The 22,349-nt window shown below is 64.3% G+C and carries 20 protein-coding genes; 11 read left to right on the top strand and 9 right to left on the bottom strand.

All coding sequences use genetic code 11. The features are described 5' to 3' along the window. Positions 1 to 119: 119 nt before the first annotated feature. A complete protein-coding gene (locus ACMT3I_RS14430) occupies positions 120 to 557 on the bottom strand; it encodes an Lrp/AsnC family transcriptional regulator (protein ID WP_414805215.1) in 438 nt (145 codons plus the stop codon). A gap of 375 nt (positions 558 to 932) precedes the next feature. Between ACMT3I_RS14430 and ddaH the strand changes: the two genes are divergently transcribed. The 3 genes from ddaH to ACMT3I_RS14445 all read left to right on the top strand — a co-directional run bounded on the left by ddaH (position 933) and on the right by ACMT3I_RS14445 (position 3,898). Next, complete coding sequence (gene ddaH, locus ACMT3I_RS14435) at positions 933 to 1,778, top strand: dimethylargininase (protein WP_414805216.1); 846 nt, start codon at positions 933 to 935, stop codon at positions 1,776 to 1,778. A 27-nt stretch (positions 1,779 to 1,805) separates the two neighbouring features. Further along, positions 1,806 to 3,080 carry an ornithine--oxo-acid transaminase gene (rocD, locus tag ACMT3I_RS14440; RefSeq protein ID WP_414805217.1) on the top strand — a complete coding sequence of 425 codons (1,275 nt, stop codon included), beginning with the start codon at positions 1,806 to 1,808 and terminating at the stop codon, positions 3,078 to 3,080. A gap of 152 nt (positions 3,081 to 3,232) precedes the next feature. Then, on the top strand, positions 3,233 to 3,898 hold the full coding sequence (locus ACMT3I_RS14445; RefSeq protein ID WP_414805218.1) for a hypothetical protein: 666 nt from the start codon (positions 3,233 to 3,235) through the stop codon (positions 3,896 to 3,898). A gap of 77 nt (positions 3,899 to 3,975) precedes the next feature. On the opposite strand, the gene ACMT3I_RS14450 is transcribed toward ACMT3I_RS14445, so the two are convergent. Further along, complete coding sequence (locus ACMT3I_RS14450) at positions 3,976 to 5,334, bottom strand: alpha-hydroxy-acid oxidizing protein (protein WP_414805219.1); 1,359 nt, start codon at positions 5,332 to 5,334, stop codon at positions 3,976 to 3,978. Between the two features lie 14 nt (positions 5,335 to 5,348). Further along, a complete protein-coding gene (locus ACMT3I_RS14455) occupies positions 5,349 to 6,083 on the bottom strand; it encodes a FadR/GntR family transcriptional regulator (protein ID WP_414805220.1) in 735 nt (244 codons plus the stop codon). 191 nt (positions 6,084 to 6,274) lie between these two features. Here ACMT3I_RS14455 and ACMT3I_RS14460 point away from each other — a divergent pair, with 191 nt between their 5' ends. Further along, the gene (locus tag ACMT3I_RS14460) at positions 6,275 to 7,237 is read left to right on the top strand and encodes an aldo/keto reductase (protein ID WP_414805221.1); all 963 of its coding nucleotides are present in this window, start codon (positions 6,275 to 6,277) and stop codon (positions 7,235 to 7,237) included. A gap of 91 nt (positions 7,238 to 7,328) precedes the next feature. Here ACMT3I_RS14460 and ACMT3I_RS14465 read toward each other — a convergent pair whose 3' ends face one another. Next, positions 7,329 to 7,952 (bottom strand): DJ-1/PfpI family protein, encoded by a 624-nt coding sequence (locus ACMT3I_RS14465; protein ID WP_414805222.1) that lies wholly within the window; start codon positions 7,950 to 7,952, stop codon positions 7,329 to 7,331. 169 nt (positions 7,953 to 8,121) lie between these two features. Between ACMT3I_RS14465 and ACMT3I_RS14470 the strand changes: the two genes are divergently transcribed. From ACMT3I_RS14470 to ACMT3I_RS14485, 4 genes are all read left to right on the top strand, one after another. Then, complete coding sequence (locus tag ACMT3I_RS14470; protein ID WP_414805223.1) at positions 8,122 to 8,901, top strand: IclR family transcriptional regulator; 780 nt, start codon at positions 8,122 to 8,124, stop codon at positions 8,899 to 8,901. A 99-nt stretch (positions 8,902 to 9,000) separates the two neighbouring features. Continuing rightward, complete coding sequence (locus ACMT3I_RS14475; RefSeq protein ID WP_414805224.1) at positions 9,001 to 10,665, top strand: circularly permuted type 2 ATP-grasp protein; 1,665 nt, start codon at positions 9,001 to 9,003, stop codon at positions 10,663 to 10,665. Next, complete coding sequence (locus ACMT3I_RS14480) at positions 10,665 to 11,594, top strand: alpha-E domain-containing protein (RefSeq protein ID WP_414805225.1); 930 nt, start codon at positions 10,665 to 10,667, stop codon at positions 11,592 to 11,594. Before ACMT3I_RS14475 ends, ACMT3I_RS14480 begins: the two co-directional genes overlap by 1 nt. Beyond that, entirely contained in the window at positions 11,591 to 12,436 is an 846-nt protein-coding gene (locus ACMT3I_RS14485) for a transglutaminase family protein (protein WP_414805226.1), read from the top strand. Before ACMT3I_RS14480 ends, ACMT3I_RS14485 begins: the two co-directional genes overlap by 4 nt. Before the next feature lie 5 nt (positions 12,437 to 12,441). Here ACMT3I_RS14485 and ACMT3I_RS14490 read toward each other — a convergent pair whose 3' ends face one another. From ACMT3I_RS14490 to ACMT3I_RS14510, 5 genes are all read right to left on the bottom strand, one after another. Further along, positions 12,442 to 13,926, bottom strand: coding sequence for a rhamnulokinase (locus tag ACMT3I_RS14490; protein WP_414805227.1), 1,485 nt, complete (start codon positions 13,924 to 13,926; stop codon positions 12,442 to 12,444). A 94-nt stretch (positions 13,927 to 14,020) separates the two neighbouring features. After that, complete coding sequence (locus ACMT3I_RS14495; RefSeq protein WP_414805228.1) at positions 14,021 to 16,060, bottom strand: bifunctional aldolase/short-chain dehydrogenase; 2,040 nt, start codon at positions 16,058 to 16,060, stop codon at positions 14,021 to 14,023. Positions 16,061 to 16,117: 57 nt separating this feature from the next. After that, positions 16,118 to 17,284 (bottom strand): L-rhamnose isomerase, encoded by a 1,167-nt coding sequence (gene rhaI / locus ACMT3I_RS14500; RefSeq protein WP_414805229.1) that lies wholly within the window; start codon positions 17,282 to 17,284, stop codon positions 16,118 to 16,120. Then, positions 17,281 to 17,682, bottom strand: coding sequence for an L-rhamnose mutarotase (locus ACMT3I_RS14505; RefSeq protein WP_414805230.1), 402 nt, complete (start codon positions 17,680 to 17,682; stop codon positions 17,281 to 17,283). The genes rhaI and ACMT3I_RS14505 overlap by 4 nt, the downstream gene beginning before the upstream one ends. A 16-nt stretch (positions 17,683 to 17,698) precedes the next feature. Continuing rightward, positions 17,699 to 18,568 (bottom strand): sugar phosphate isomerase/epimerase family protein, encoded by an 870-nt coding sequence (locus tag ACMT3I_RS14510; protein WP_414805231.1) that lies wholly within the window; start codon positions 18,566 to 18,568, stop codon positions 17,699 to 17,701. A 304-nt stretch (positions 18,569 to 18,872) separates the two neighbouring features. Between ACMT3I_RS14510 and ACMT3I_RS14515 the strand changes: the two genes are divergently transcribed. Genes ACMT3I_RS14515 through ACMT3I_RS14525 form a run of 3 tightly spaced genes read left to right on the top strand, consistent with a single transcriptional unit; the run spans position 18,873 to position 22,323 of the window. Next, positions 18,873 to 19,724: a DeoR/GlpR family DNA-binding transcription regulator gene (locus ACMT3I_RS14515; RefSeq protein ID WP_414805232.1), complete on the top strand. Its 852-nt coding sequence runs from the start codon at positions 18,873 to 18,875 to the stop codon at positions 19,722 to 19,724. Next, positions 19,721 to 21,292, top strand: coding sequence for a rhamnulokinase (locus ACMT3I_RS14520; RefSeq protein WP_414805233.1), 1,572 nt, complete (start codon positions 19,721 to 19,723; stop codon positions 21,290 to 21,292). Before ACMT3I_RS14515 ends, ACMT3I_RS14520 begins: the two co-directional genes overlap by 4 nt. Further along, complete coding sequence (locus ACMT3I_RS14525) at positions 21,289 to 22,323, top strand: autoinducer 2 ABC transporter substrate-binding protein (protein WP_414805234.1); 1,035 nt, start codon at positions 21,289 to 21,291, stop codon at positions 22,321 to 22,323. Before ACMT3I_RS14520 ends, ACMT3I_RS14525 begins: the two co-directional genes overlap by 4 nt. The last annotated feature ends 26 nt before the right edge of the window (positions 22,324 to 22,349 follow it).

Here is a 22,349-nt window from a genome sequence, read left to right on the forward strand (position 1 = left end):
TTCGAGGGGTGTGAGGTCAGTGTGGCGTGCGGCGGCTCTCGGCGCAACTGAAAAGTGAAGCAACCAGAACCCAGAACTCACAACTCATACCCAGCCACCGGGCAACCGGGCCGCCTCGCTCAGTCGGCGGTGCGGTGAATCAGCCTGGACAGCACAATCGCGCTTCGGGTGTGGTCAACGTTCGGGGCCAACCGCACCTTCTCGAGGGCGGCCTCCAGCCCGGGTATGTCACGGGCGCGGATGTGCACCATCGCGTCGGCGCTTCCGGTGACGGTGCCGGCCTCAACCACCTCTGGAACCCCTGAGAGGATGCGCAGCAGCTCGTCGGGCGCAACGGTGCCACGGCAGAACAGCTCTACGTATGCCTCGGTGCTCATGCCGTCGACCGCAGGGTCGACCTGAATGGTGAAACCCCTGATTACTCCGTCAGAAACCAGACGATCTACGCGACGCTTCACGGCAGAAGCTGACAACCCGATCACCGAGCCGATGTCGCCATATCCAGCCCTCGCGTTTTGGCGGAGCAAATCCAGGATGCTGCGGTCGAGGTTGTCCATGCCGCGATTATAGGTGCATTCATTGCGCCGTCGGGCCGTGTTGCGCAGTATTTCAGCGTGAAACGCAAGGATTCTTCTAATTTCTGCGTGATGGGCGCGGGCGATCCGGCAGCATCGACCCGGGCTGGCGGGCGCGCCCCTGCGCACCCCGCGTTGCTCCAGCGGCCCAGTGCGCACGATTAATGCGCTTACCCCGCTAAATGCGCAGTGAAAGTGCGTCTGTACGCAGAAAACGTTGAATCATGCTGTGTGAGACTGAAGACGGCGTCCCGACGCGATCAACCCGAATGGTCGCGCCGGGCTCTCGTGAGCGACCTGGTCCGCCATTCACCGCGATCGGCAGCTGTGCGCCGGATCGCCCACAGAGGAGTTCCCATGTCGACCAATCTCCAGGACTCACCGATGACCGAACACCCAGTTCGCACGCCCATCAAGCGCACGGTTCTCATGTGTAAGCCCGAGTACTTCACTGTCGTGTACCGCATCAACCCGTGGATGAACCCCGCGCTGCCCACCGACACCTCGCTGGCGGTCTCGCAGTGGCAGGCCCTCTACGACATCTACATCGAGCTCGGTTTCGATGTACACCTCATCGACCCGATTGATGGGCTGCCCGACATGGTCTACGCGGCCAACGGCGGCTTCGTGATCGACAACAAGGCCTATGGCGCCAGCTTCACGTACCCGGAGCGTCAGCCGGAGGGGCCGGCATACATGGACTGGTTCCGCGACAACGGCTTCGAGGTGCACGCGCCCCGGGAGATCAACGAGGGCGAGGGCGACTTCCTGCTCGTCGGTGACGTGATCCTGGCCGGCACGGGCTTCCGCAGTGATTCAAACAGCCACGAAGAACTGGCGGCAATCTCTGGCCGCGAGGTCATCACGCTCAAGCTGGTGAACCCGAGCTTCTACCACCTCGACACGGCCATCGCTGTACTCGATGACACCAACATTGCCTATCTGCGCAGCGCTTTTGACGCGGCCAGCCTCGATATTCTCGAGGCCCGCTACCCGGATGCCATCATCGCGACCGAATCGGATGCCGCGATCCTCGGCCTCAACTCATACTCGGACGGCTACAACGTCGTCATCGCATCAAGGGCCACCGACTTCGAGCGGCAGCTGCGGGAACGTGGATACAACCCGATCGGCGTCGATCTCTCCGAGTTGCTGCTCGGTGGCGGCGGCGTCAAGTGCTGCACGCTCGAACTCCGCCGCTGACAGCCGCCGACCCGCGAAAGGCACATCATGACGACACAGACAACGCCAGGCACCGTCGACGCGCAGCTGACCGCCCGCCCGCTCACCCCTCGCCAGGCTGAAGACATCCGCCTCGAAGAAGAGCACGCTGCGCACAACTACCACCCTCTGCCCGTCGTCGTTGCGACGGGGGAGGGCGCATGGGTGACGGATGTCGACGGTCGCCGCTACCTTGACTGCCTCGCCGCGTATTCAGCGGTCAATTTCGGGCACTCGAACCCGGTTCTCCTTGAGGCCGCACGCGCTCAGCTGGGCCGCATCACCCTCACCAGCCGGGCGTTCCACAACGACCAGCTCGGGCCGTTCGTGACGGCACTGGCCGAGTTGTCTGGCAAAGACATGGTGCTGCCGATGAACACAGGGGCCGAGGCCGTGGAGTCTGGCATCAAGGTGGCCAGGGCCTGGGGCTACCGGGTGAAGGGTGTGGCCGCCGATCAGGCCAACATCATCGTTGCCTCCGGTAACTTCCACGGACGCACCACCACCATCATCAGCTTCTCTGACGACGAATCCGCGCGTGCGGGCTTCGGACCGTTCACGCCGGGCTTCAGGACTGTGGCATATGGGGATGCCGCAGCCCTCGAGGCCGCCATCGACGAGAACACCGTTGCAGTGCTTCTCGAGCCGATCCAGGGCGAGGCCGGCATCGTGGTGCCGCCCGCCGACTATCTGCCCGCGGTGCGTGAGATCACGACGCGGCACAATGTGTTGTTCATCGCCGACGAGATCCAGTCCGGCCTTGGCCGAACCGGTGCCACATTCGCCTGCGACCTGGTCGACGTCGTGCCAGATCTCTACCTGCTCGGCAAGGCGCTCGGCGGCGGAATCGTGCCGGTCTCTGCCGTCGTGGGCAACGCTGACATCCTCGGCGTCCTGCAGCCAGGCGAGCACGGCTCGACCTTCGGCGGAAACCCGCTCGCAGCGGCGATTGGTCTGGCCGTTGTGCGGATGCTGGCCACCGGCGAGTACCAGGAGCGCGCACGGGTGCTCGGCGCTCACCTGCACGCTGCCCTCGAACGACTCGTCGGCCACGGCATCGTAGAGCTGCGTGGGGCCGGACTCTGGGCAGGGATCGACATCGACCCAGCTCTCGCATCCGGTCGTGCGGTGTGTGAAGCGCTGATGGATCGCGGCGTGCTGGCCAAAGACACCCATGGCTCGACGATCAGGCTGGCCCCGCCGCTCACGGTGTCTGAAGCCGACCTGGACTGGGCGGTCGAGCAGCTCGCAGCGGTACTTGAGGACTTCTCAACACTGTCGTAATTGAGCGTTGTATTTCGACTCGTTCGGGCGCACAGTAGAGGAATCAGAGTCGTCGAGGGGAGGCCCTCATGAATGGGTCGTCAGTCCAGCCAGACATCCTTCCGTTGCTTTCGGCAGGAAAACACCGCACCCCACGTGCGGGGGCATGTTTCATGGAATTCGCGTCGTTCCTTGCAGGGGAACGCTGGAGCGATCATCCCGCCTGCACGCACGCCGGGCTCGCGCATCTCGCCCGGATGGTGAACGATTGCAGCTCGGATCGGGCCAGGAGCAAGCTGGCCACACTGATCCCCACCGTCATCGGTCTCACCACCGATGACAAGCGACTGGATGTCATTCTCGCGTTGCGCGCGGCTTCGGCAGCGTTGCCTGTGGTGGCCGAAGAACGCCAGCACTCGCTTGCGGTCGGTGCGCTCGTCGCATCCGCCGGCCTAGACCTGATGGGAGGAGCTGGACCTATCGACATCCGGGGTTCACTGAATGCAGCATTCGCTGCTGCCCCGGAGGCCGAACGGTGGGCCAGGGCCTTCATCGCGGCCAACCTGCGCAGGCAGCCGACCGAGATCTCGGTGCGGCACAGCCACTCGATCATCGCGTCGTCGATCGACGGCATCGGGCGAGCGTGCATCAGTAATCCCGACGACCAGCTGCGGATGCTGCTCACCGCGGCAATCGATGACAGCGTCGAGTTCATCGCCGCTACCGATCCGGCCGAGATTCCGGTGTACGCACCGAGTGCAGGCCCGACGGCCGCAGAAGCGGCAGCCATGGCAGCCAGCCTGAAGCAGTCGCCCATTCGGTCATACGCAAAGCTGTGACAAGAACGCCATAAGCAACCATCGACCGGGAGTTTCCGTAAGCAGGACTCCCGGTCGATGGCTGTCTGCGGCCAGCGCTACTTGGACGCGGCTGCGACTGACTTCTGGGCAGCGGGAGATTTCTTCACGACGGATGCTGTGGCGACCGGCTTACGAACCGGTGCCTTGCGTGCCGGAACCGCTGCGGCGGCATCCGCTATCGGCTGGGCGATCGGCATCAGCTGCGCCAGCTGGGTGACGTGCTGCGGGCCGAGCTCGGCGAGCGTCGAAACCTCGAGCAGCTTCATTGTGCGCTCGACCTCGGTGCGCAGAATCTCGATCGTCTTGTCGACGCCGCGACGTCCGCCGGCCATCAGGCCATAGAGGTACGCGCGGCCGATAAGCGTGAAGTTCGCCCCGAGCGCGATGGATGCCACGATGTCGGCACCGTTCATGATGCCGGTATCGATCTGCACCTCGAGATCCTTGCCAACCTCGCGGACGACGTGCGGCAGCAGGCGGAAGGGAATGGGAGCGCGGTCGAGCTGGCGTCCGCCGTGGTTCGAAAGCACGATGCCGTCGACGCCCAGTTCGGCGAGGATCTTGGCGTCTTCAACCGTCTGCACGCCCTTGACAACGATCTTGCCCGGCCACATCGACCTGATGATCTCCAAGTCGTCGAACGAGATGGTGGGGTCCATGGCGTCGTCGATCAGTTCGCCGACTGTGCCGCCGGTAGACGAGAGAGAGGCGAACTCGAGCTTGGGGGTTGTCAGGAAGTTGATCCACCAGGCCGGTCGGGGCAGCGCGTTGATCACGGTTGCCGGCGTGAGCTGGGGCGGAATCGAGAAGCCGTTGCGCTTGTCGCGGTGCCTGGCGCCCGCGACGGGGGTGTCGACGGTGAAGAACAGGGTGTCGTAGCCGGCTGCTGCAGCACGGCGCGCGAGGCCGTATGAAATCTCCCGGTCGCGCATCACGTAGAGCTGAAACCAGTTGCGTCCGTGGGGGTTAGCGGCCTTGACGTCTTCGATCGAGGTGGTGCCGAGTGTCGACAGCGTGAACGGGATGCCGGCAGCCCCGGCAGCGCCGGCGCCGGCAGTCTCGCCCTCTGTCTGCATCATGCGGGTGAAACCGGTGGGCGCGATGCCGAACGGAAGCGAGCTGGGGCCGCCCAGAACCTCGCAGCTGGTGTCGACCACGGGCACATTGCGCAGGATCGACGGGTGGAACTCGATGTCCTGGAAGGCCTGACGGGCGCGGGACAGCGAGATTTCACCCTCGGCTGCACCCTCGGTGTAGTCGAATGGCGCTTTGGGGGTGCGGCGCTTGGCAATGGCGCGCAGATCAGCAATGGTCAGCGCCTTTCCGAGCCGTCGGTCGGTCGGGTTGAGGGTCGGCGTCTTGAACTTCATCAGCTCGGCGAGCTCGACGGGGTTGGGGAATTGGCGTTTCACCACGGTGTGGACTCCTTCTATTGGTCGAGCTGCTGCCCGGTGAGGTGGCTTTCGGCGTAGTAGCCGGAGATATGCGCGTGCACGACGGTTCTGGCTCGGTCGGCATCGCCTGCCTCGATGGCAGCGATGATCTGGCGGTGCTCGTGCATCAGGCGAGCGGATGCGTCTGCCCAGGAATCCAGGTGGCTGGCGCCCACCCTGGCGTAGCTCTCGACCGAGCTGCGCAGACCGGCCATCGTGGCGGCGATCACCTGATTGCCGAGGATCTCGGCCAACGTGAGGTGGAACTGGGTGTCGAGGGCGAGGAATTCGTTGATCGTCAGCTGGGTGGCATCCGCTTCGCCTGGTTCCATGGCATCCAGCAGATCGGTTGCCAGTGTGAGGTCGGGACGTGGCTCGGTTGCGGCCAAATCGGCGGCGACGCTTGTCTCAAGCACGAGCCTGGTCTTGACGATGTCGGAGACCGCGAAACCGGTGGCCGCGACCTGCAGACGCATCAGCGCGCTCATTCCGCCCGAGGGAGTTGCGACGATGATTGCGCCGGAGGTGGGGCCGGACCCGGTCGCCGTGCGGATGAGACCGAGCACTTCGAGTACCCGGATGGCTTCTCGCACGCTCGATCGGCCGACGCCGAGTTCGATGGAGAGTGCTCGTTCACTCGGCAGGTGGTCGCCGGGCCGCAATGCGCCGGAGAGCAGATCGGCCTCGATGTGTTCGAGCACCATTTGCCAGGCTCGTCGCTCGTCGCTCACTCGCTGGCCTCTCGTTCGCGGTGGGGAACTCAGTGCTGAGCTCCTGTGGTCAGACCACACAGCTTACAGACTATTACGCGCAAATGTGCAGCTTTGGGGCACCCGGGAATCTTCGAGCTCCGGCATGGTTAGCCTGATTGGGCGACCGATAACGCCTGAACGCAGTTCGGCTGGACACGAAGGAGATTTTCATGGCAGAAACGTCAGTCAGTACCGCACGGAGCCGCGTCGGCGACTCGGATCTTGAGATCTTCCCGCTGGTCCTTGGGGGCAACGTTTTCGGCTGGACGGCTGATGAGCCGACCTCGTTCGACGTGCTTGACGGCTTCGTCGCCGGCGGAGGTAACTTCATCGACTCGGCAGACGGCTACTCGCACTGGGTGCCCGGTAATACCGGTGGCGAGAGCGAGACCATCATCGGCAACTGGCACACCGCCAGGGGTAACCGCGACGATGTCGTGATTGCCACCAAGGTGAGTACCCATCCGCAGTTCTCCGGGCTCGCTGCCGACAACATCCGCCTCGCTGCCGATGCATCGCTCGGCCGGCTGAAGACAGACCACATCGACCTCTACTACGCCCACTTTGACGATGCATCGGTGCCGCTCGACGAAACTGTCGGTGCGCTTTCAGCGCTGGTCGACGCGGGCAAGGTTCGCTACATCGCGATCTCCAACTACACGCCGGAGCGCATTGACGAGTGGTTCAGGATCACCGCCGAGAACGGCCTGCACCGCGCAGTCGCCCTGCAGCCGCACTACAACCTGGTTAATCGTGCCTTCGAGTCCGGGCTGCGCGAACGTGCAGAACGCGAGAACCTCGCCGTGTTCCCGTATTTCTCGCTCGCCAGCGGGTTCCTGGCCGGCAAGTACCGTGATGAGAGCGCTTCGACCTCAGAGAGCCCGCGCGCCGATGGTGCCCGCGCATACCTCGATGAGCGCGGTCGCCGGGTACTTGCATCCCTCGACTCGATTGCCGCAGCTCATGAGACGTCGGTGGCAAGCGTGTCGCTGGCCTGGCTCCGCCAGCAGCCCACAGTAGTTGCGCCGATCGCCAGCGCTCGCATCACCGAGCAGCTGCCCGATCTGCTCGCCTCGGCCGCGTTGGTGCTGACGGATGCCGAGCTCGCGGCGCTCGACGTCGCATCCGCTTAGACGACGACAGAACAGACCACGGGGCGCACATCGGTTTCTCTCGCCCCTACGAGAGAACGCTCGATGCGCGCCCCGTGATCGAACCGGCCCGTTAGGCCGGAACGCTGACCGGCTGCACGGCGGCCTCAGAGTCGCCTGCCGTGCTGCCAGAATCCGTCGCAGGGTGGGCTGCTTCGAGGATGCGCATGAACTCGCGCATCCATGACGGGTGGTCTGGCCAGGCCCGGCCGGACACCAGATTGCCGTCGACGACAGCTGCGCCGTTCTCGTAGGTGCCACCGCCGAATTCGACGTCGAGCGAGAGCGCCGGGTATGCCGATGAGGTGCGTCCCTGCAGCACTCCGGCTGCGGCGAGCAGCATCGGGCCGTGACAGAGCGCGGCGACGGGAGCGTTGCGGTCAAAGACCTCACGCACGATTCGCTTCGCATCCTCGTCGTTGCGGATGTATTCGGGCGCGCGGCCACCTGGCACCACGATGGCTACATAGTCGTCACTGTTCACATCTTTGAATGCGATGTCGGCGTCCCAGGTGTGGCCGAGCTTCTCGGTGTAGGTGTCGAAGCCATCGATGAAGTCGTGCACGACAAACTGCAGCTTCTTCTTCTCTGGCGCGGCGATGTGCACCTCATAACCGGCCTCCAGCAGTCGCTGGTACGGGTAGAAAACCTCGAGTGTCTCAGCGGCGTCTCCGGTGAGAATGAGTACCTTGGCCATGTCATACCTCTCTGTATGTGTGGAATGCGGGGTGACGGCATCCGCTTTCACAAGTGTGCGTAAGCGCGCTCGCCGCGGACAACCGGCTTTCCCACCATGTGCGAAACGGATGCGGATTCGCCCGCCCGCGCCCTATTCAGCCGCCCAGCGCCTGACCTACACTCTGGGCATGGCTTCAGCGATGCAGCCCCGCGATGGCGCGGGCATCCAATCGGCAGAGCGCGCGCTGCGCATCCTCGAGCTGATCGGATCGTCGCCGATGGGCGCGAGCGCAGCCGAGGTCGCCCGCGAACTCGGGCTGTCACTTTCGACAAGCTACCGATTGCTCGCCACGTTGCAGAAAGCCGACTACATCAGTAGCCAGGCCGGCGATCACCGGTACATCCTGGGTCGCACTGTCGATGCGCTCGGCCGAGCTGTGCACCTGCAGCTGCTGGCGACGCCCGAGGTGCGGAGCGTGCTTCAGTCGGTGCACGAGAGCGCCCACGCACCGGCCTATCTCACCGTCTTCAGGGGAGATGACATCGCCGTCGCCCACATCGAGGACTCAGCTGAGCATCCGCGCATCTCGCAGCTGCACGTCGGCTTTGCCGAGGCGTCGCACGTGACGGCGTTCGGCAAACTGATGCTGGCGGCCAAGGACGAGGCCGCGCTTGGTCGGTTTTTGGAGCGGCACAGTCCGCTGGCGCTGACGGCCGACAGCGTGACGGATGTCGCCGGCCTGCGGGAACAACTGGACGACGTGCGCGCCCAGCAACTCGCGGTAGAGATCGAGGAGTACATGCCGAAGCTGGCTTGTATCGCGGCTCCCGTGCGCTCGCGCACCGGTCGCACGATCGGCGCCGTCTCTGTGTCGGTCTCGGCCGCGGACTTCAATGTGCGGGCGCGAGATCTGGAGCGCGCCGTGCGGCGGGGCGCCTGGCTGGTGTCCTCGCAGCTGCCTGGCTGACATCGCCGAGGTTCACCATGATCGGTGGCCGGCCAATTCGACACCGGCGGGCAGCCTCCCGGAAACACCCCCGCAACAGGGCAGTCCTAGGCTCGGCCCATGGTGGACCTCTTTGACGGGTATGGCTCAACGCTTCTGCCCCGTAAACGAACCGGCAGCGCGGCGTGGGACGAGATGTTCGCTGAGCCGACAGGGCGCGGCCATGTGGAAGCGAGGCCGGCATACAAGGAGATTTACCAGGCGCTCGCCCAGATGACCAAAGCAGAGCTGCGCGGGAGAACCGAAGCCCTGGCAAGTTCATACCTGGCTCAGGGAGTCACCTTCGACTTCGCCGGCGAGGAGCGCCCGTTCCCGCTTGATGCCGTTCCGCGAGTCATCGACCACAGCGAATGGGTCGATGTCGAGGCCGGCATCAAGCAGCGGGTGCGAGCGCTTGAGGCTTTCCTTGCCGATGTCTACGGCGGCCAAAGGGCAGTTCGGGATGGCGTCATCCCGGCGTCCCTGATCAGCTCGTCGAGCCATTTCCACCGGCAGGCAGCGGGGATCGTCAGCGCGAACGGCGTGCGCATCCAGGTGTCCGGAATCGACCTCATCCGCGATGAGAAGGGAGCCTGGCGGGTATTGGAAGACAATGTGCGGGTGCCGAGCGGCGTCAGCTACGTCATCTCCAATCGCCGGGTCATGGCTCAAACGCTGCCGGAACTCTTCGTCTCGCTCAGGGTGCAACCCGTCGGCGAATACCCGATCCGGCTCCTGCAGGCCCTCCGGGCGAGCGCACCAGAGGGTGTCGACGACCCCAATGTCGTGGTGCTGACGCCCGGTGTCTTCAACTCGGCGTACTTCGAGCACACCCTGCTCGCGAGGCTGATGGGCGTCGAACTTGTTGAGGGGCGTGACCTTTACGTCTCAGGCGGCAAGGTGTGGATGCGCACAACGGCAGGCCCGATGCGGGTCGATGTGATCTATCGCCGGGTCGACGACGAATTCCTTGACCCACTGCAGTTCAGGGACGACTCAATGCTCGGATCCCCAGGTCTGCTGCTGGCGGCCAGGCTCGGCAACGTGACAATCGCGAACGCCGTCGGAAACGGTGTTGCGGACGACAAGCTCGTCTACACATACGTGCCAGATCTCATCCGCTACTACCTGGGAGAAGATGCGATCCTGCCGAACGTTGACACATGGCGCCTCGAAGATCCGGGGGCACTCGAAGAGGTGCTCGACCGCCTCGACGAACTCGTCGTGAAGCCCGTTGACGGTTCGGGCGGCAAAGGCTTGGTCGTAGGACCGGATGCCACGCCCACCGAACTCGCCGAGCTCCGGAAACGGCTCATTGCCGACCCGCGTGGCTGGATCGCCCAGCCGGTCGTGCAGCTGTCAACGATTCCCACGCTCGTCGAAGACGGCATGAGGCCGCGGCATGCTGATCTTCGCCCGTTCGCGGTCAATGACGGTAGCGACATCTGGGTGCTGCCAGGCGGTCTCACCCGGGTGGCGATGCCAGAGGGGCAGCTTGTCGTCAACTCCAGCCAGGGCGGCGGTTCCAAGGACACCTGGGTCGTCGGCGCCCCTGCAGGCACGCCAGTGAGCGTGGTCGACCCGCACGACATCCAGGGTCTTGTCTCTGAGCAGGCGGCTGCGACGGTGGCGTTGCCCGCACACCACGACAAGCCTCATGCGCCCGATCACTCCCCGCAGGACGATCCGCGCACCGACCAGCAGCAACAGCAGCAACAGCAGATGAACGTCAAGGAGGACGCCTAATGCTTTCTCGAATCGCAGAATCACTCTTCTGGATCGGACGTTACATTGAGCGATCGGATGGCACAGCGCGCATCCTCGACGTTCATCTGCAACTGCTGCTCGAGGACCCGTGGATCGACGAGGATACCGCCTGTCGTTCACTGTTGTCCGTGATGGGCAGCGAGCCTCCGGCGGACAAGATCCTCACCCGCAAGGACGTGCTTGGCATCCTCGCCGTCGACCGGTCGCAGCCGGCGTCCATCGCATATTCGCTGGGCGCGGCCAGGGAGAACGCCCGCCGTGCGCGCGAGATCGTATCGAGCGAACTCTGGGAGTGCCTGAACACAACGAGGGCCAGAATGCCGCGCCGCGTCGCAGATGACAAGGTGCATGAGTTCTTTCACTGGGTTCATGAGCGGGCTGCGCTGGCCGTTGGCATCATTGAGTCGGCGACCAGCAGAGACGACGCGTGGCACTTCTTCACGCTCGGCCGCAGCCTCGAACGGGCGGATATGACGGCCAGGCTGCTGGCCACGCGCTCACTCACCGAGGCATCCGGCCCATCGTGGACGACAATTCTCCGCTCATGTGGCGCGTACGAGGCGTACCTCCGCACCTACCGGGGGGTGCCGTCTGCGCAGAATGCCGCCGAGTTCCTACTCCTTGACCGGCTGTTTCCGCGCTCCATCCTCTTCTCTGTGACGCGTGCTGAGGAATGCATGCGGGCCCTGGAGCCGCGCCTCGACAGGGTGGGGGTCTCTGACAATGCACAACGCCTGTTCGGCCAGATGCGCAGTGAGCTCGAATACCGGCCCATAGTGGACATCCTTGAAGACCTGCCGGCGCAGATGGACAGTGTGCAGGATGCCACGAGTGCCGCCAGCGAAGCGATCCGCCAGCGTTACTTTCCCACGAGCGCTGCACCGAGCTGGACGGGAGAGCGCCTGTGAAGCGCCATCGCATCACCCACACCACCGGTTTCCACTACGAGGGTGAGGTGAACGCGTCATACAACGAGGCGCGGATGCTGCCGGCGGGTGCTGAGAACCAGTTCGTGCTGTCGTCATTCCTTAACATCTCGCCGATGTCGTCGCTCAATACCTATGTCGACTATTGGGGAACCAGGGTGAGCGCCTTCGACGTGCTGAGTCCGCACCGGGAACTCACCCTCACGGCCACGAGCCTGGTCGAAGTGCGCGAGAACACCCATCGTGCGCATCCGTTCGACTGGGCCGAACTCGCCACGGCTGCCCGCGCGAGCATGGACACAGTGGACCAGGTCGCCCAAACGTCTCGAACGACACCCCCTGCGGATGTCGCGGCGCTCGCCGCGGAGATCGCCGCCAGCGGACTGGCCCCGTGCGAGAGTGCACTGGCCATCTGTCTGGCCGTCGGAGAGGCTGTCGAATACATGGCAGGAGTGACCGGGGTGCACTCAACGGCGGCAGAGGCGTGGGCAGAGAAGAAGGGTGTCTGCCAGGACATCGCGCATATTGCGCTCGGTGCCCTGCGCTCAGTGGGAATCCCGGCCCGCTACGTCTCCGGATACCTGCATCCGAATCCGGATGCTGCCATCGGCGAGACCGTGACGGGGGAGTCGCACGCGTGGGTCGAATGGTATTGCGGTGGCTGGCGTGGCTACGATCCGACGAACCTCATCGACATCGGCGACCGGCATGTCCTCGTCGGTCGGGGCAGGGACTACACGGATGTCGCGCCACTTCGAGGCGTGTACGCTGGCCCATTTGGCTCAGAGTTGTTCGTGAACGTCGAGATCACGCGCGAGTACTGAGCTCGCTATTCGGCCACGCACCGCGGGGCGTAGCGCACCGGTTCGTTGCTGGCCGCGACCAGCGCGCGCAACGTCTCGAGGTCGCCGGAGATGAGACCGGCTGCCCGCGCCTGCACAAGCACATTGCCCAGTGCCGTCGCCTCAACAGGACCGGCGAGAACGGGCACTCCTGCGTGGTCGGCCGTGAGCTGGCAAAGCAGCGCGTTCTGAGATCCGCCCCCGACGATGTGGATGGCGTTCACCGTTTCGCCCGACAGCTCTGACGCCGTCTGCACCGCAGCCGCGAACGCGCGGGCGAGGCTCTCGATGATGCTGCGCACGAACTCGGCCTGGCTCGCCGGAACCGGCTGGCCGTGCTCGATGCACCAGACGGCGATTCGAGCCGGCATATCGCCTGGTTCCAGGAAGCGCGGGTCATTGGCGTCGAAGACGGCCACACGCGTGGTCACTGCCTCGGCCGCGGCGACGAGTGGTAACAACGAGACGCTCTGGTCTGCTTTCTGCCAGGTCCGCACCGATTCACTGAGCAGCCAGGTACCCATCACGTTGTGCAAGAAGCGCACGCGGCCGTCGACGCCACCCTCATTGGTGAAGTTGGCGAGGCGACTGGCCTCCGTGCGCACGGGGCGTTCGAGCTCGACACCGACCAAACCCCAGGTGCCACAGGAGATGTACGCGGCGTCGGGATCGGTCATCGGCACGGCCACCACAGCGGATGCCGTGTCGTGCGACCCGACGGCCACGATCGGTGTCGAGGCGGCCAGGCCCGTCGTGCCAGCCACAGAGGGAATCAGGGTGCCGATGCGTTCGCCCGGCTGCACGAGCGCGGGGAAGATGCTGCGTGGCAGGTCGAGCCGTTCGATCAGCGCCTCGTTCCAGTGCGGGTGTACGCCGGGCCCGTCTGGGAGGCTGAGCAACCCGGTCGTTGACGCATTGGTGCTCTCAGCGACCCGTTCGCCTGTCAGCCAGTACGCCATCAGGTCCGGAATGAGCAAGGCCTGGTCGGCGCGCTCAAGCAGGCCGCCGGTGCGCTCTGCTTCGAGTTGGTAGAGCGTATTGAACGGGAGGAACTGCAGGCCGTTCTCGGCGTACAGCTCCGCAAACGGCACGACCCCATGTACGGAGGTGACCCCGGCCGCCGTGCGCGAATCACGGTAGTGGAACGGGATGCCGATGAGACGGTCGCCCTGCAGCAGGCCGTAGTCGACGGCCCACGAATCGATGCCGATGCTTGACAGCCCTGGAGAGACGCGGGCCGCGTGCGCCAGCCCGTCGACGACCGAACGGTAGAGCTCATGGATGTTCCAGTGCAGGCCGTCCGGTGCCTCGACCGGCGTGTTCGGGAAGCGGGTCACGGCTTCAAGTCGCAGCTCATTCGGTCCGACGTGGCCGAGCATGACCCGGCCGCTCGTGGCGCCGAGGTCGACGGCCGCGACGGTGCCGCCGCGTCCGCCGCTCATGCCGCGTCCGTCGCCGCGTCCGCCGCTCATGCCGCGTCCGCCGCCGCGAGAGTCGCCGTTGCTGCCGAGAATCGCCGATGCAACGGCGATTCTCGGTCGAAACGGCGATTCTCGGCGGAGTGGCTCATCGCAGGAACGCCGCGGCGACACCGGCATCCACCGGGATATGCAGCCCGGTGGTGTGCGACAGGTCGCTGGAGCAGAGTGCGAACACGGCGTTCGCGACGTTCTCCGGGAGCACCTCGCGCTTCAGCAGCGTGCGCTGGGCGTAGTAGGCGCCCAGTTCTTCTTCCGGCACCCCGTAGACGGCGGCGCGCTTGGCACCCCAGCCGCTGGAGAAGATGCCGGAGCCGCGGACGACGCCGTCAGGGTTGATGCCGTTGACCTTCACGCCGTGTTCGCCGAGTTCGGCGGCCAGCAGGCGCACCTGGTGGGCTTGGTCGGCCTTGGTCGCCGAGTACGCGATGTTGTTCGGACCGGCGAACACCGAGTTCTTCGAGGAGATGTAGACGATGTCGCCACCGAGCTTCTGGTCGATGAGCACGCGGGCTGCTGCACGCGAGACCAGGAATGAGCCCTTGGCCATCACGTTGTGCTGCAGGTCCCAGTCGGCGACAGTGGTCTCAAGCAGCGACTTCGACAGCGAGAGGCCGGCGTTGTTGACCACGAGGTCGAGCCCGCCGAACGCGAGCACCGTGGCATCGACGGATGCCTGCACCTGATCTTCATCTGTCACGTTGGCCTGCACGCCGATCGCGACATCCGTGTTGCCGATCTCGGCAGCTGCGGCTTGCGCCTTGGCGAGGTCGAGGTCGGCGATGACGACGCAGGCGCCCTCGGCGGCCAGCCGGGTGGCGATGGCCTTGCCGATGCCGGATGCGGCACCGGTGATGAGCGCGACGCGGGTGGCAAGCGGCTTGGTCGGCGGCATCCGCTGCAGTTTGGCTTCTTCGAGTGCCCAGTATTCGATGCGGAACTTCTCGGCCTCGTCGATCGGCGCGTAGCTGGAGAGACCCTCTGCACCGCGCATCACGTTGATGGCATTGATGTAGAACTCGCCAGCGACGCGGGCGGTCTGCTTGTTCGCGCCGTAGCTGAACATGCCGACGCCCGGGATGAGCACGATGAGTGGGTCAGCGCCGCGAATGGCGGGGGAATCGGCATCCGCGTTGCGGTCGTAGTAGGCCTGGTAGTCGGCGCGGTACTGCTCGTGCAGCTCCTGCAGGCGCTCGATCGAGTGCTCGATGGAGGCGTCTGCTGGCAGGTCGAGCACCATCGGCTTCACCTTGGTGCGCAGGAAATGGTCGGGGCAGCTGGTGCCGAGGGCGGCCAGTCGCGGGTGTTCAGCGGATGCCAAAAAGTCGAGCACGACGGCGTCATCGGTGAAATGACCCACCTGCGCGCGGTCGGTGGAGACCAGCCCGCGGATCGTGGGCGCCAGCGCGGCAGCCTTGGCCAGGCGCTCGGCCGGAGCCAGTGCACCGTAGCCTTCGAGCGCGGGGCCGAAGGGCTCTGCCGTCGAGTGCGTGGCGATGTATTCGGCTGCGGTGTCGATGATCCACAGCGAGTTCGCCTCAGCCTCGTCGCTGGTGTCGCCCCACGCGGTGATGCCGTGGCCACCGAGGATGCAGCCGACAGCCTGCGGGTTGGCATCCTTGATGGCGGCGATGTCGAGGCCGAGCTGGAAGCCGGGGCGGCGCCACGGCACCCAGACGACCTTGTCGCCGAAGATCGTCGTGGTGAGTTCTTCGCCATCGGCCGCCGTCGCAATGGCAATGCCGGAGTCCGGGTGCAGATGGTCGACGTGCGCTGCATTGACGAGGCCGTGCATGGCGGTGTCGATCGAGGGGGCCGCACCGCCCTTGCCGTGCAGCGTGTAATCGAAGGCCGCGACCATCTCGTCTTCGCGGTCGAGCCCGGGGTAGACGTTCACGAGGGAGCGCATCCGGTCGAGGCGCAGCACGGCGAGGCCGCTCTCGGTGAGCGTGCCGAGGTCTCCGCCTGAGCCCTTGACCCACATCAGCTCGACGGGCTCACCGGTCACCGGGTCGAGCTCACTGCCCTTGGCCGACGTGTTTCCCCCGGCGTAGTTGGTGTTCTTCGGGTTGCTGCCGAGGCGGTTGCTGCGTGCGATCAGATCGGCGGCTGTGGGATTGATTGTCATGACTGCTTCCTCGAGAGTAGAGATCGTACGTGCCAGGGTCGGCGACAGCTGACGGGATTAGGCGCCCCAACTCGATTGAGTGCCGCCCGCACGCTCGGCAGCGATCTTCGCCTGGTAACCGGATGCCGCATAGGCGGCCATCGGGTCGGCCGCCAGGCCGCGGGACTCGCGCCACGCAGCCAACTCCGGTCGAACATCCGTGTAGAAGGCGTCCATGAGGATGCCGTTGGCGCCGAGCACGTCGCCTGCATCCTGGGCAGCGGCCAATGCCGGTGCGTCGACGAGGAGCACCCTGGCCGTCATCTCCTGCACGTTCAGCACGGAGCGGATCTGGCCAGGAATCTTGTCCTCGACGTTGTGGCACTGGTCAAGCATGAAAGCGACGGGGCTGCCGGCGTCGAAGCCGCGGCCGCGGTTCACCTCGTAGAGGATGCGGAAGAGCTGGAATGGGTCTGCGGCGCCGACGATGAGGTCGTCATCCGCGTAGAACCGCGAGTTGAAGTCGAAGGAGCCGAGCTTGCCGAGGCGCAGCAGCTGCATGACGATGAACTCGATGTTGGTGCCGGGCGCGTGGTGACCGGTGTCGAGGCAGACCATGGCCTTGTCGCCGAGGGCGCTGACCTGGGCGTATGAGGTTCCCCAGTCCGGGACATCGGTGTGATAAAAAGCGGGCTCGAAGAACTTGTACTCCAGCACCATGCGCTGCTCGTCGCCGAGGCGAGCATAGATCTGCTGGAGCGAGTCGGCGAGGCGATCCTGGCGGCCGCGCAGGTCGCCTTGCCCCGGATAGTTGGTGCCGTCGGCGAGCCAGATCTTGAGGTCGCGCGAACCGGTGGCATCCATCACGTCGATGCAGGCGAAGTGGTGATCGATGGCCTTCTGGCGGATGGCGGCATCGGCGTGGGTGAGGCTGCCGAACTTGTAGTCGTCGTCCTGGAAGGTGTTGGAGTTGACGGTTCCGAGGGCGAGGCCGAGATCCTCGGCGAATGATCGCAATGCCGCATAGTCGTCGACCTTGTCCCACGGGATGTGCAGCGCCACGGCAGGTGCCAGCCCGGTCAACTCGTTGACCTTGGCCGCATCCTGGATCTTCTCCTGGATGGTGCGGGGAGTGCCGGGGGTCTGGAAGACCTTGAATCTCGTTCCCGAGTTGCCGAACGCCCAGGAGGGCAGTTCGATGGCCTGGACCTCGAGCTGGGTGAGGACGGCAGCGCTGATGCTCACGAGTTGGTACCTTCTTTTGGTTGCGTCGAACGCTGTTCGGCGAGAACGGATGTGGCGAGTTGGTCGTCGAGGTTGAAGACCTCGGTCAGCTGGATGAAGCCGATGTCTGGGGCGCCGTCGAGATCGACGAAGAATTCGGCCATCTCGGCCTGCCAGCGGGCGTTGACGTCCGTGAGCGCCATGCCGGCCTGGGCTGTGGCGAGGCTCTCGGTCTCGACGTAGCCGATGAGCAAACCGTCGTCGCGGATGAACAGCGAGTAGTTATTCCACCCTGCTTGCTTCAGCGCGCGGAGCATCTCCGGCCACACCGCGGCGTGCCGCTCGCGATACTCAGCGATGCGATCGGGCTTGACGTGCAGTTGGAAGCACACCCGCTCAGACACAACCGTGCTCGTCATTGGGTTCCCCTCGCAATCAGTGCAGCGCAATGGTTTCGACGGCGCGGATCTTGCCGCGAATGAAGGCGTTGGCGTGCGCTCCGAGGTCGGCCGAGTCGTTCCAGAGATTGCGCCAGACGGCGAGGCTCCGACTGAGATCCGGATTCACGACAGCGCTGGAAAACGACTCAAAAGCGATCGGCCCTGTGTAGCCGATGAGCGACAGGGCGCGGAAGAACCCGTCGAAGTCAACGGTTCCAGAGCCGAGGTAGCCGCGGTGACTTTCGCCGATGTGCACGTAGCTGATTCGGTTGCCGCAGGCGAGAACGGGTCCGACCATATCCGATTCCTCGATGTTCATGTGGTACGTGTCGAGGTGGACGCCGACGTTCGGGTGGCCAAGGTCGTCGAGGTAAGCCAAGGCCTGTTTGGCCGTGTTGAACAGGTTGGTCTCGTAGCGGTTGACGACTTCAAGCCCGACACGGATTCCCAGTGCGCCGGCGCGTTCGGCAACCCGTCGCAGCACGTCGAGGCTGTTCTGTCGACCGAGTGCAGTGGCCGGGGCATCGTATTTGGCGAGCTGGCTGTAGAGGACGCCGACGAAGTACTCGGACCCGAGTTCGCTCAGGATCTCCAGCGCCGTGTTCAGTTTGCGTTCGCCTGCGGCCACGACGTCGGGGTCTTCGCTGCTGATGTCAGTGTCGGCGCTCTGCCCGAGCGAAGCGGAGATGGCGATCGGGTTTCTGGCCAGGCTGCGTTTTGCCGCGGCCACATCGAAGGAGTCCGGTTCAAGCAGTGGGATCTCAAGGAGGGTGAAGCCAGCCTCAAGGCTTTGGGTGACGGCACGATCGAAGCCGGTCTCATCGAAGTTTCCGGTCCATACGAGCCCGTGGCAGCCAATCAGCATGAGTCCCGGCCTTTCCTGGTCTGGCGAAGGATCAGTACCGCTCCAGCGTGCCGCTGGTCCTCTCCCTCGAGGAGGCTCGTGCCGTACGGAAGAGATTCCGACCAGTCGACGAGCTCTGGTGCAGTCACTCTAAGAGGCCCGTTTCGCCCCTGTCAAGACACGAACTTTCGTTCGAAACCCATTTGACTTACGTTTCGGTTTCAATCATTGACGTGAAGTTGCCGTTGAGTTAGGTTTCCAGTTACGCGACGTCCGGAACGCTTCGGACCGCGTTGTCGCCAGGGTTGTCGATTGGAGGAGAGAGATGTCCGAACGCTATGACTTCGTTCGCGAAGAGGGCATTCTGCTCGAACTCAACTCAAGTGGTCGCGTACTCGTCAACGACCTCGTTGAACAGTTCGGTGTCTCCGCTGTCACAATTCGCAAGGACCTTGACTCACTGGAACAACGGTCGCTGCTTCGTCGGGTGCGCGGTGGCGCCGTTGTCTCCTCCGCCGGCGATGAGGGTGCGTTCAGCGAGCGGCTGCGACACGACTCGAACGCGAAACGTGCGCTGGCTCGCAACGCGGCCGCCCTGGTCTCAGACGGCGACGTCATCGCTATCGATTCGTCAACGACGTGCTATTACCTGGCACAAGAAATTCTTGACCGACGCGATCTCATGGTTGTCACGTATGGCATGCGGGTAGCGAGCCTGTTCATGGATCACTCCAGCGCGACGGTCATCATGCCGGGCGGTGTCCTGCGTCGCGCATCCGGCTCTCTGATCGGTGCATTCGCGAACGTCCTGGAAGGCCGCGGCCGGATAACGATGGGATTCTTCGGCCTCGCCACACTCTCGACACATTTGGGATTGCTTGAGCTCTCGAGCGAAGAGGCGGCAACCAAAAAGAGTCTGGTCAGCGCGTGCGACTCGGTCTACGGACTGTTCACGTCATCGAAGATCGGTGGGTTTGGCCTGCACTCCTTTGCCGAGCCGGCCGAGATCTCCGGACTCTTCACCGATGAGCACGCTGATGACGAATTTGTCGCCGATTGGGCTGCGTATGGCGTGCCTGTCACTCGGGTCGAGGGCACAGGGGCAATTCTGGAAAGTGGCCAGCGTGCCGTTGTTCAAGCGGCCGAACGCGCCCAGAGTTCACGGGCAGCAGGATGAGCACGCTCACCGTTGCCGCGGTGGACCTCGGTGCAGAGAGCGGGCGGGTTGGAGCCGCGCAGTTCGACGGATCACGACTGAGCCTCAACATTCATCACCGATTCCCGCATCAGCCCTCCGTCGTCGACGGCTGGCTCCGCTGGGATATTGACGGGCTGTGGAGAGAGGTTTCTGACGGGCTCTCATCCCTGGCAGCGTCCACGCAGATTGCGTCGGTAGGCGTAGATACCTGGGGACTCGACTACGGCCTCTACGGCAACGAGGGGCGGCTGCTCGAAGCTCCGACTGCGTACCGTGACAAGCACCGGATTGATGTGTTCAGCGAAATTGTGAGCGCCGTTGGAGCCTCGACCATTTACGACGCTACCGGCACTCAGCTGATGGAGATCAACTCGCTCTTCGGGCTCGCCACCGATGCCCGGCTCCGCCCTAAACTCCTCGACCGCGCCCGGAGCATGCTGATGATGCCGGATGTCTTTCACCGGCTGCTCTCCGGGAGCACGGTTACCGAGTTCTCCGCCGCTTCCACAACAGGCATGTATGACATGAAGGCCGGTCGCTGGGCGACGGAACTTCTTGAGCGCGTTGATGTGCCTGTCGGTATTTTGCCCGATGTCGTATCGTCCGGGACCGATGTCGGCCCTGTGATTGGCCAGCTCGCCGTCGGGGGACTGGCAGAGACTCGCGTAATCCTGCCAGCGGCGCATGACACCGCGAGTGCGGTCTTGGCGATACCGGATGCGTCGCCAGAGACACTCTTCATTTCGTCGGGAACCTGGTCGCTCGTTGGCGTCGTGCTCGATTCCCCTGTGGTTACGGCAGCGTCGCAGCAAGCCAACCTCACCAACGAGGGCGGATACAACGGCACAGTGCGGTTTCTTCGCAATGTGATGGGTCTCTGGGTGCTTCAAGAGTGCCGCCGTGAATGGGAGCGAGATGGCTTGAGTGTCGACTACGACACCCTGATAACGCGCGCCGCCGCCGAGGTTCCTCTTGTCAGCCTGATCAATCCAAACGCGACGGAGTTCCTGACCCCCGGTGACATGCCACGGCGCATTCAGGACTACTGCCGCGTACATGCGATTCCGGTGCCGGAAACCATCGGCCAAATCGCGCGCACGGTGTTCGACTCTCTTGCCCTCAGCTACCGACTCACCGCCGAGGATATCGCTGCGGTGACCGGTGTGCCACTTACGTCGGTTGCCGTCGTTGGTGGGGGTGGCCAGAACGCCCTTCTGCAGCAAGCAACGGCAGACGCGACGGGGCTTCCCGTTGTCTGCTGGGCGAAGGAGGCGACCGCGCTTGGCAACGCGGCCAGCCAGTTGCGCGCCGTGGGCGAGATCGGCTCGATCGAACAGATTTGGGAGGTGGTTCGGGCGAGTACACAGACGCACTCCTTCGAACCGCGCTCCGATGGTCGCTGGAGTGATGCGGCCGAGAAGCTTCGAGGGCTCGAGCGCGCAGAGTCGCGCCGCCGCGGTCTCGAGGAACCCAACGCGACATCGTTCGCGCACCAGGACGTGAGGGCGACGTGGCCCCGCACAGCACAGAAGGAGGCAACACAATGATCAAAGCAAAAAAGACTCTGATGGTCGGCGCGCTAGCGCTCGCAGCCGTCATGACATTCTCTGGTTGCACCAGCCGCAACGACGACGCCGGCAGCACAGCGGGCAGCGGCGATGGCGACAGCAAGATCAAGGTCGCGTTCGTCCCCAAGCTCCAGGGCATTCCCTATTTCGAGGCCATGAATGCCGGCGGAAAGCAGGCCGCCGAAGAACTTGGCATCGAATGGCTCTATCAGGGGCCGACGACGGCGGATGCCGCAGCACAGGCCGACATCGTCCGTTCCTTCATCCAGCAGGGTGTCGATGCTCTGATCGTCGCCCCGAACGACCCTGACTCGATGGCACCGCTGCTCAAAGAAGCTGCAGACAAGGGCATAAAGGTTGCCACCGCAGACACCGACGCCCCGAACTCGGTGCGCGAAGTCTTCGTGAACCAGGCATCCGTTGAGGGCATCGGTCAGGCACTCACCGACTCGATCATGACGGCCATGGGCGGCAAGGGAAAGTATGCGATTGTCTCGTGTGGTGAGACGGCAGCGAACCTGAATGCCTGGATTGACGTGCAGAAGAAGTACACGGCCGAGAAGTACCCAGAAGCCGAGATCGTCGATGTCGTCTACGCAGGCGAAGACCAGGCAGCAGCTACCTCGATGGCCACCGACTTGATGAACGCCAACCCCGACCTCACCGGACTCGTCGGCGAGTGCACCTCGTCGGCACCCGGTGTCGCCCAGGCAGTGAAGGACGCCGGCAAGATTGGCACCGTCTTCACTGACGGTCTCGGTACGCCGCAGTCGATGGCTCCGTATCTGAAGGACGGCTCGTCCAGCGCTTCCATCCTCTGGGATGTACAGGCACTCGGCTACCTGACGGCATGGACGGGTCTGCAGCTGGCCGAGGGGAACGCGTTTGAAGCAACGAACAATGTGAGCGCCGACCTCCCAGCCGTCGAGTTCGATTCGGCTACCAAGGTGCTCCTGCTCGGTCCGGCGCTGGAAATCACCAAGGACAACGTCGACACGTTCGACTACTAGTCGACAGGTTCACCCCACAGAGCTGT

The sequence above is a fragment of the Leifsonia sp. A12D58 genome (assembly GCF_047530025.1).
In the GTDB taxonomy this organism is placed as follows: domain Bacteria; phylum Actinomycetota; class Actinomycetes; order Actinomycetales; family Microbacteriaceae; genus Cryobacterium.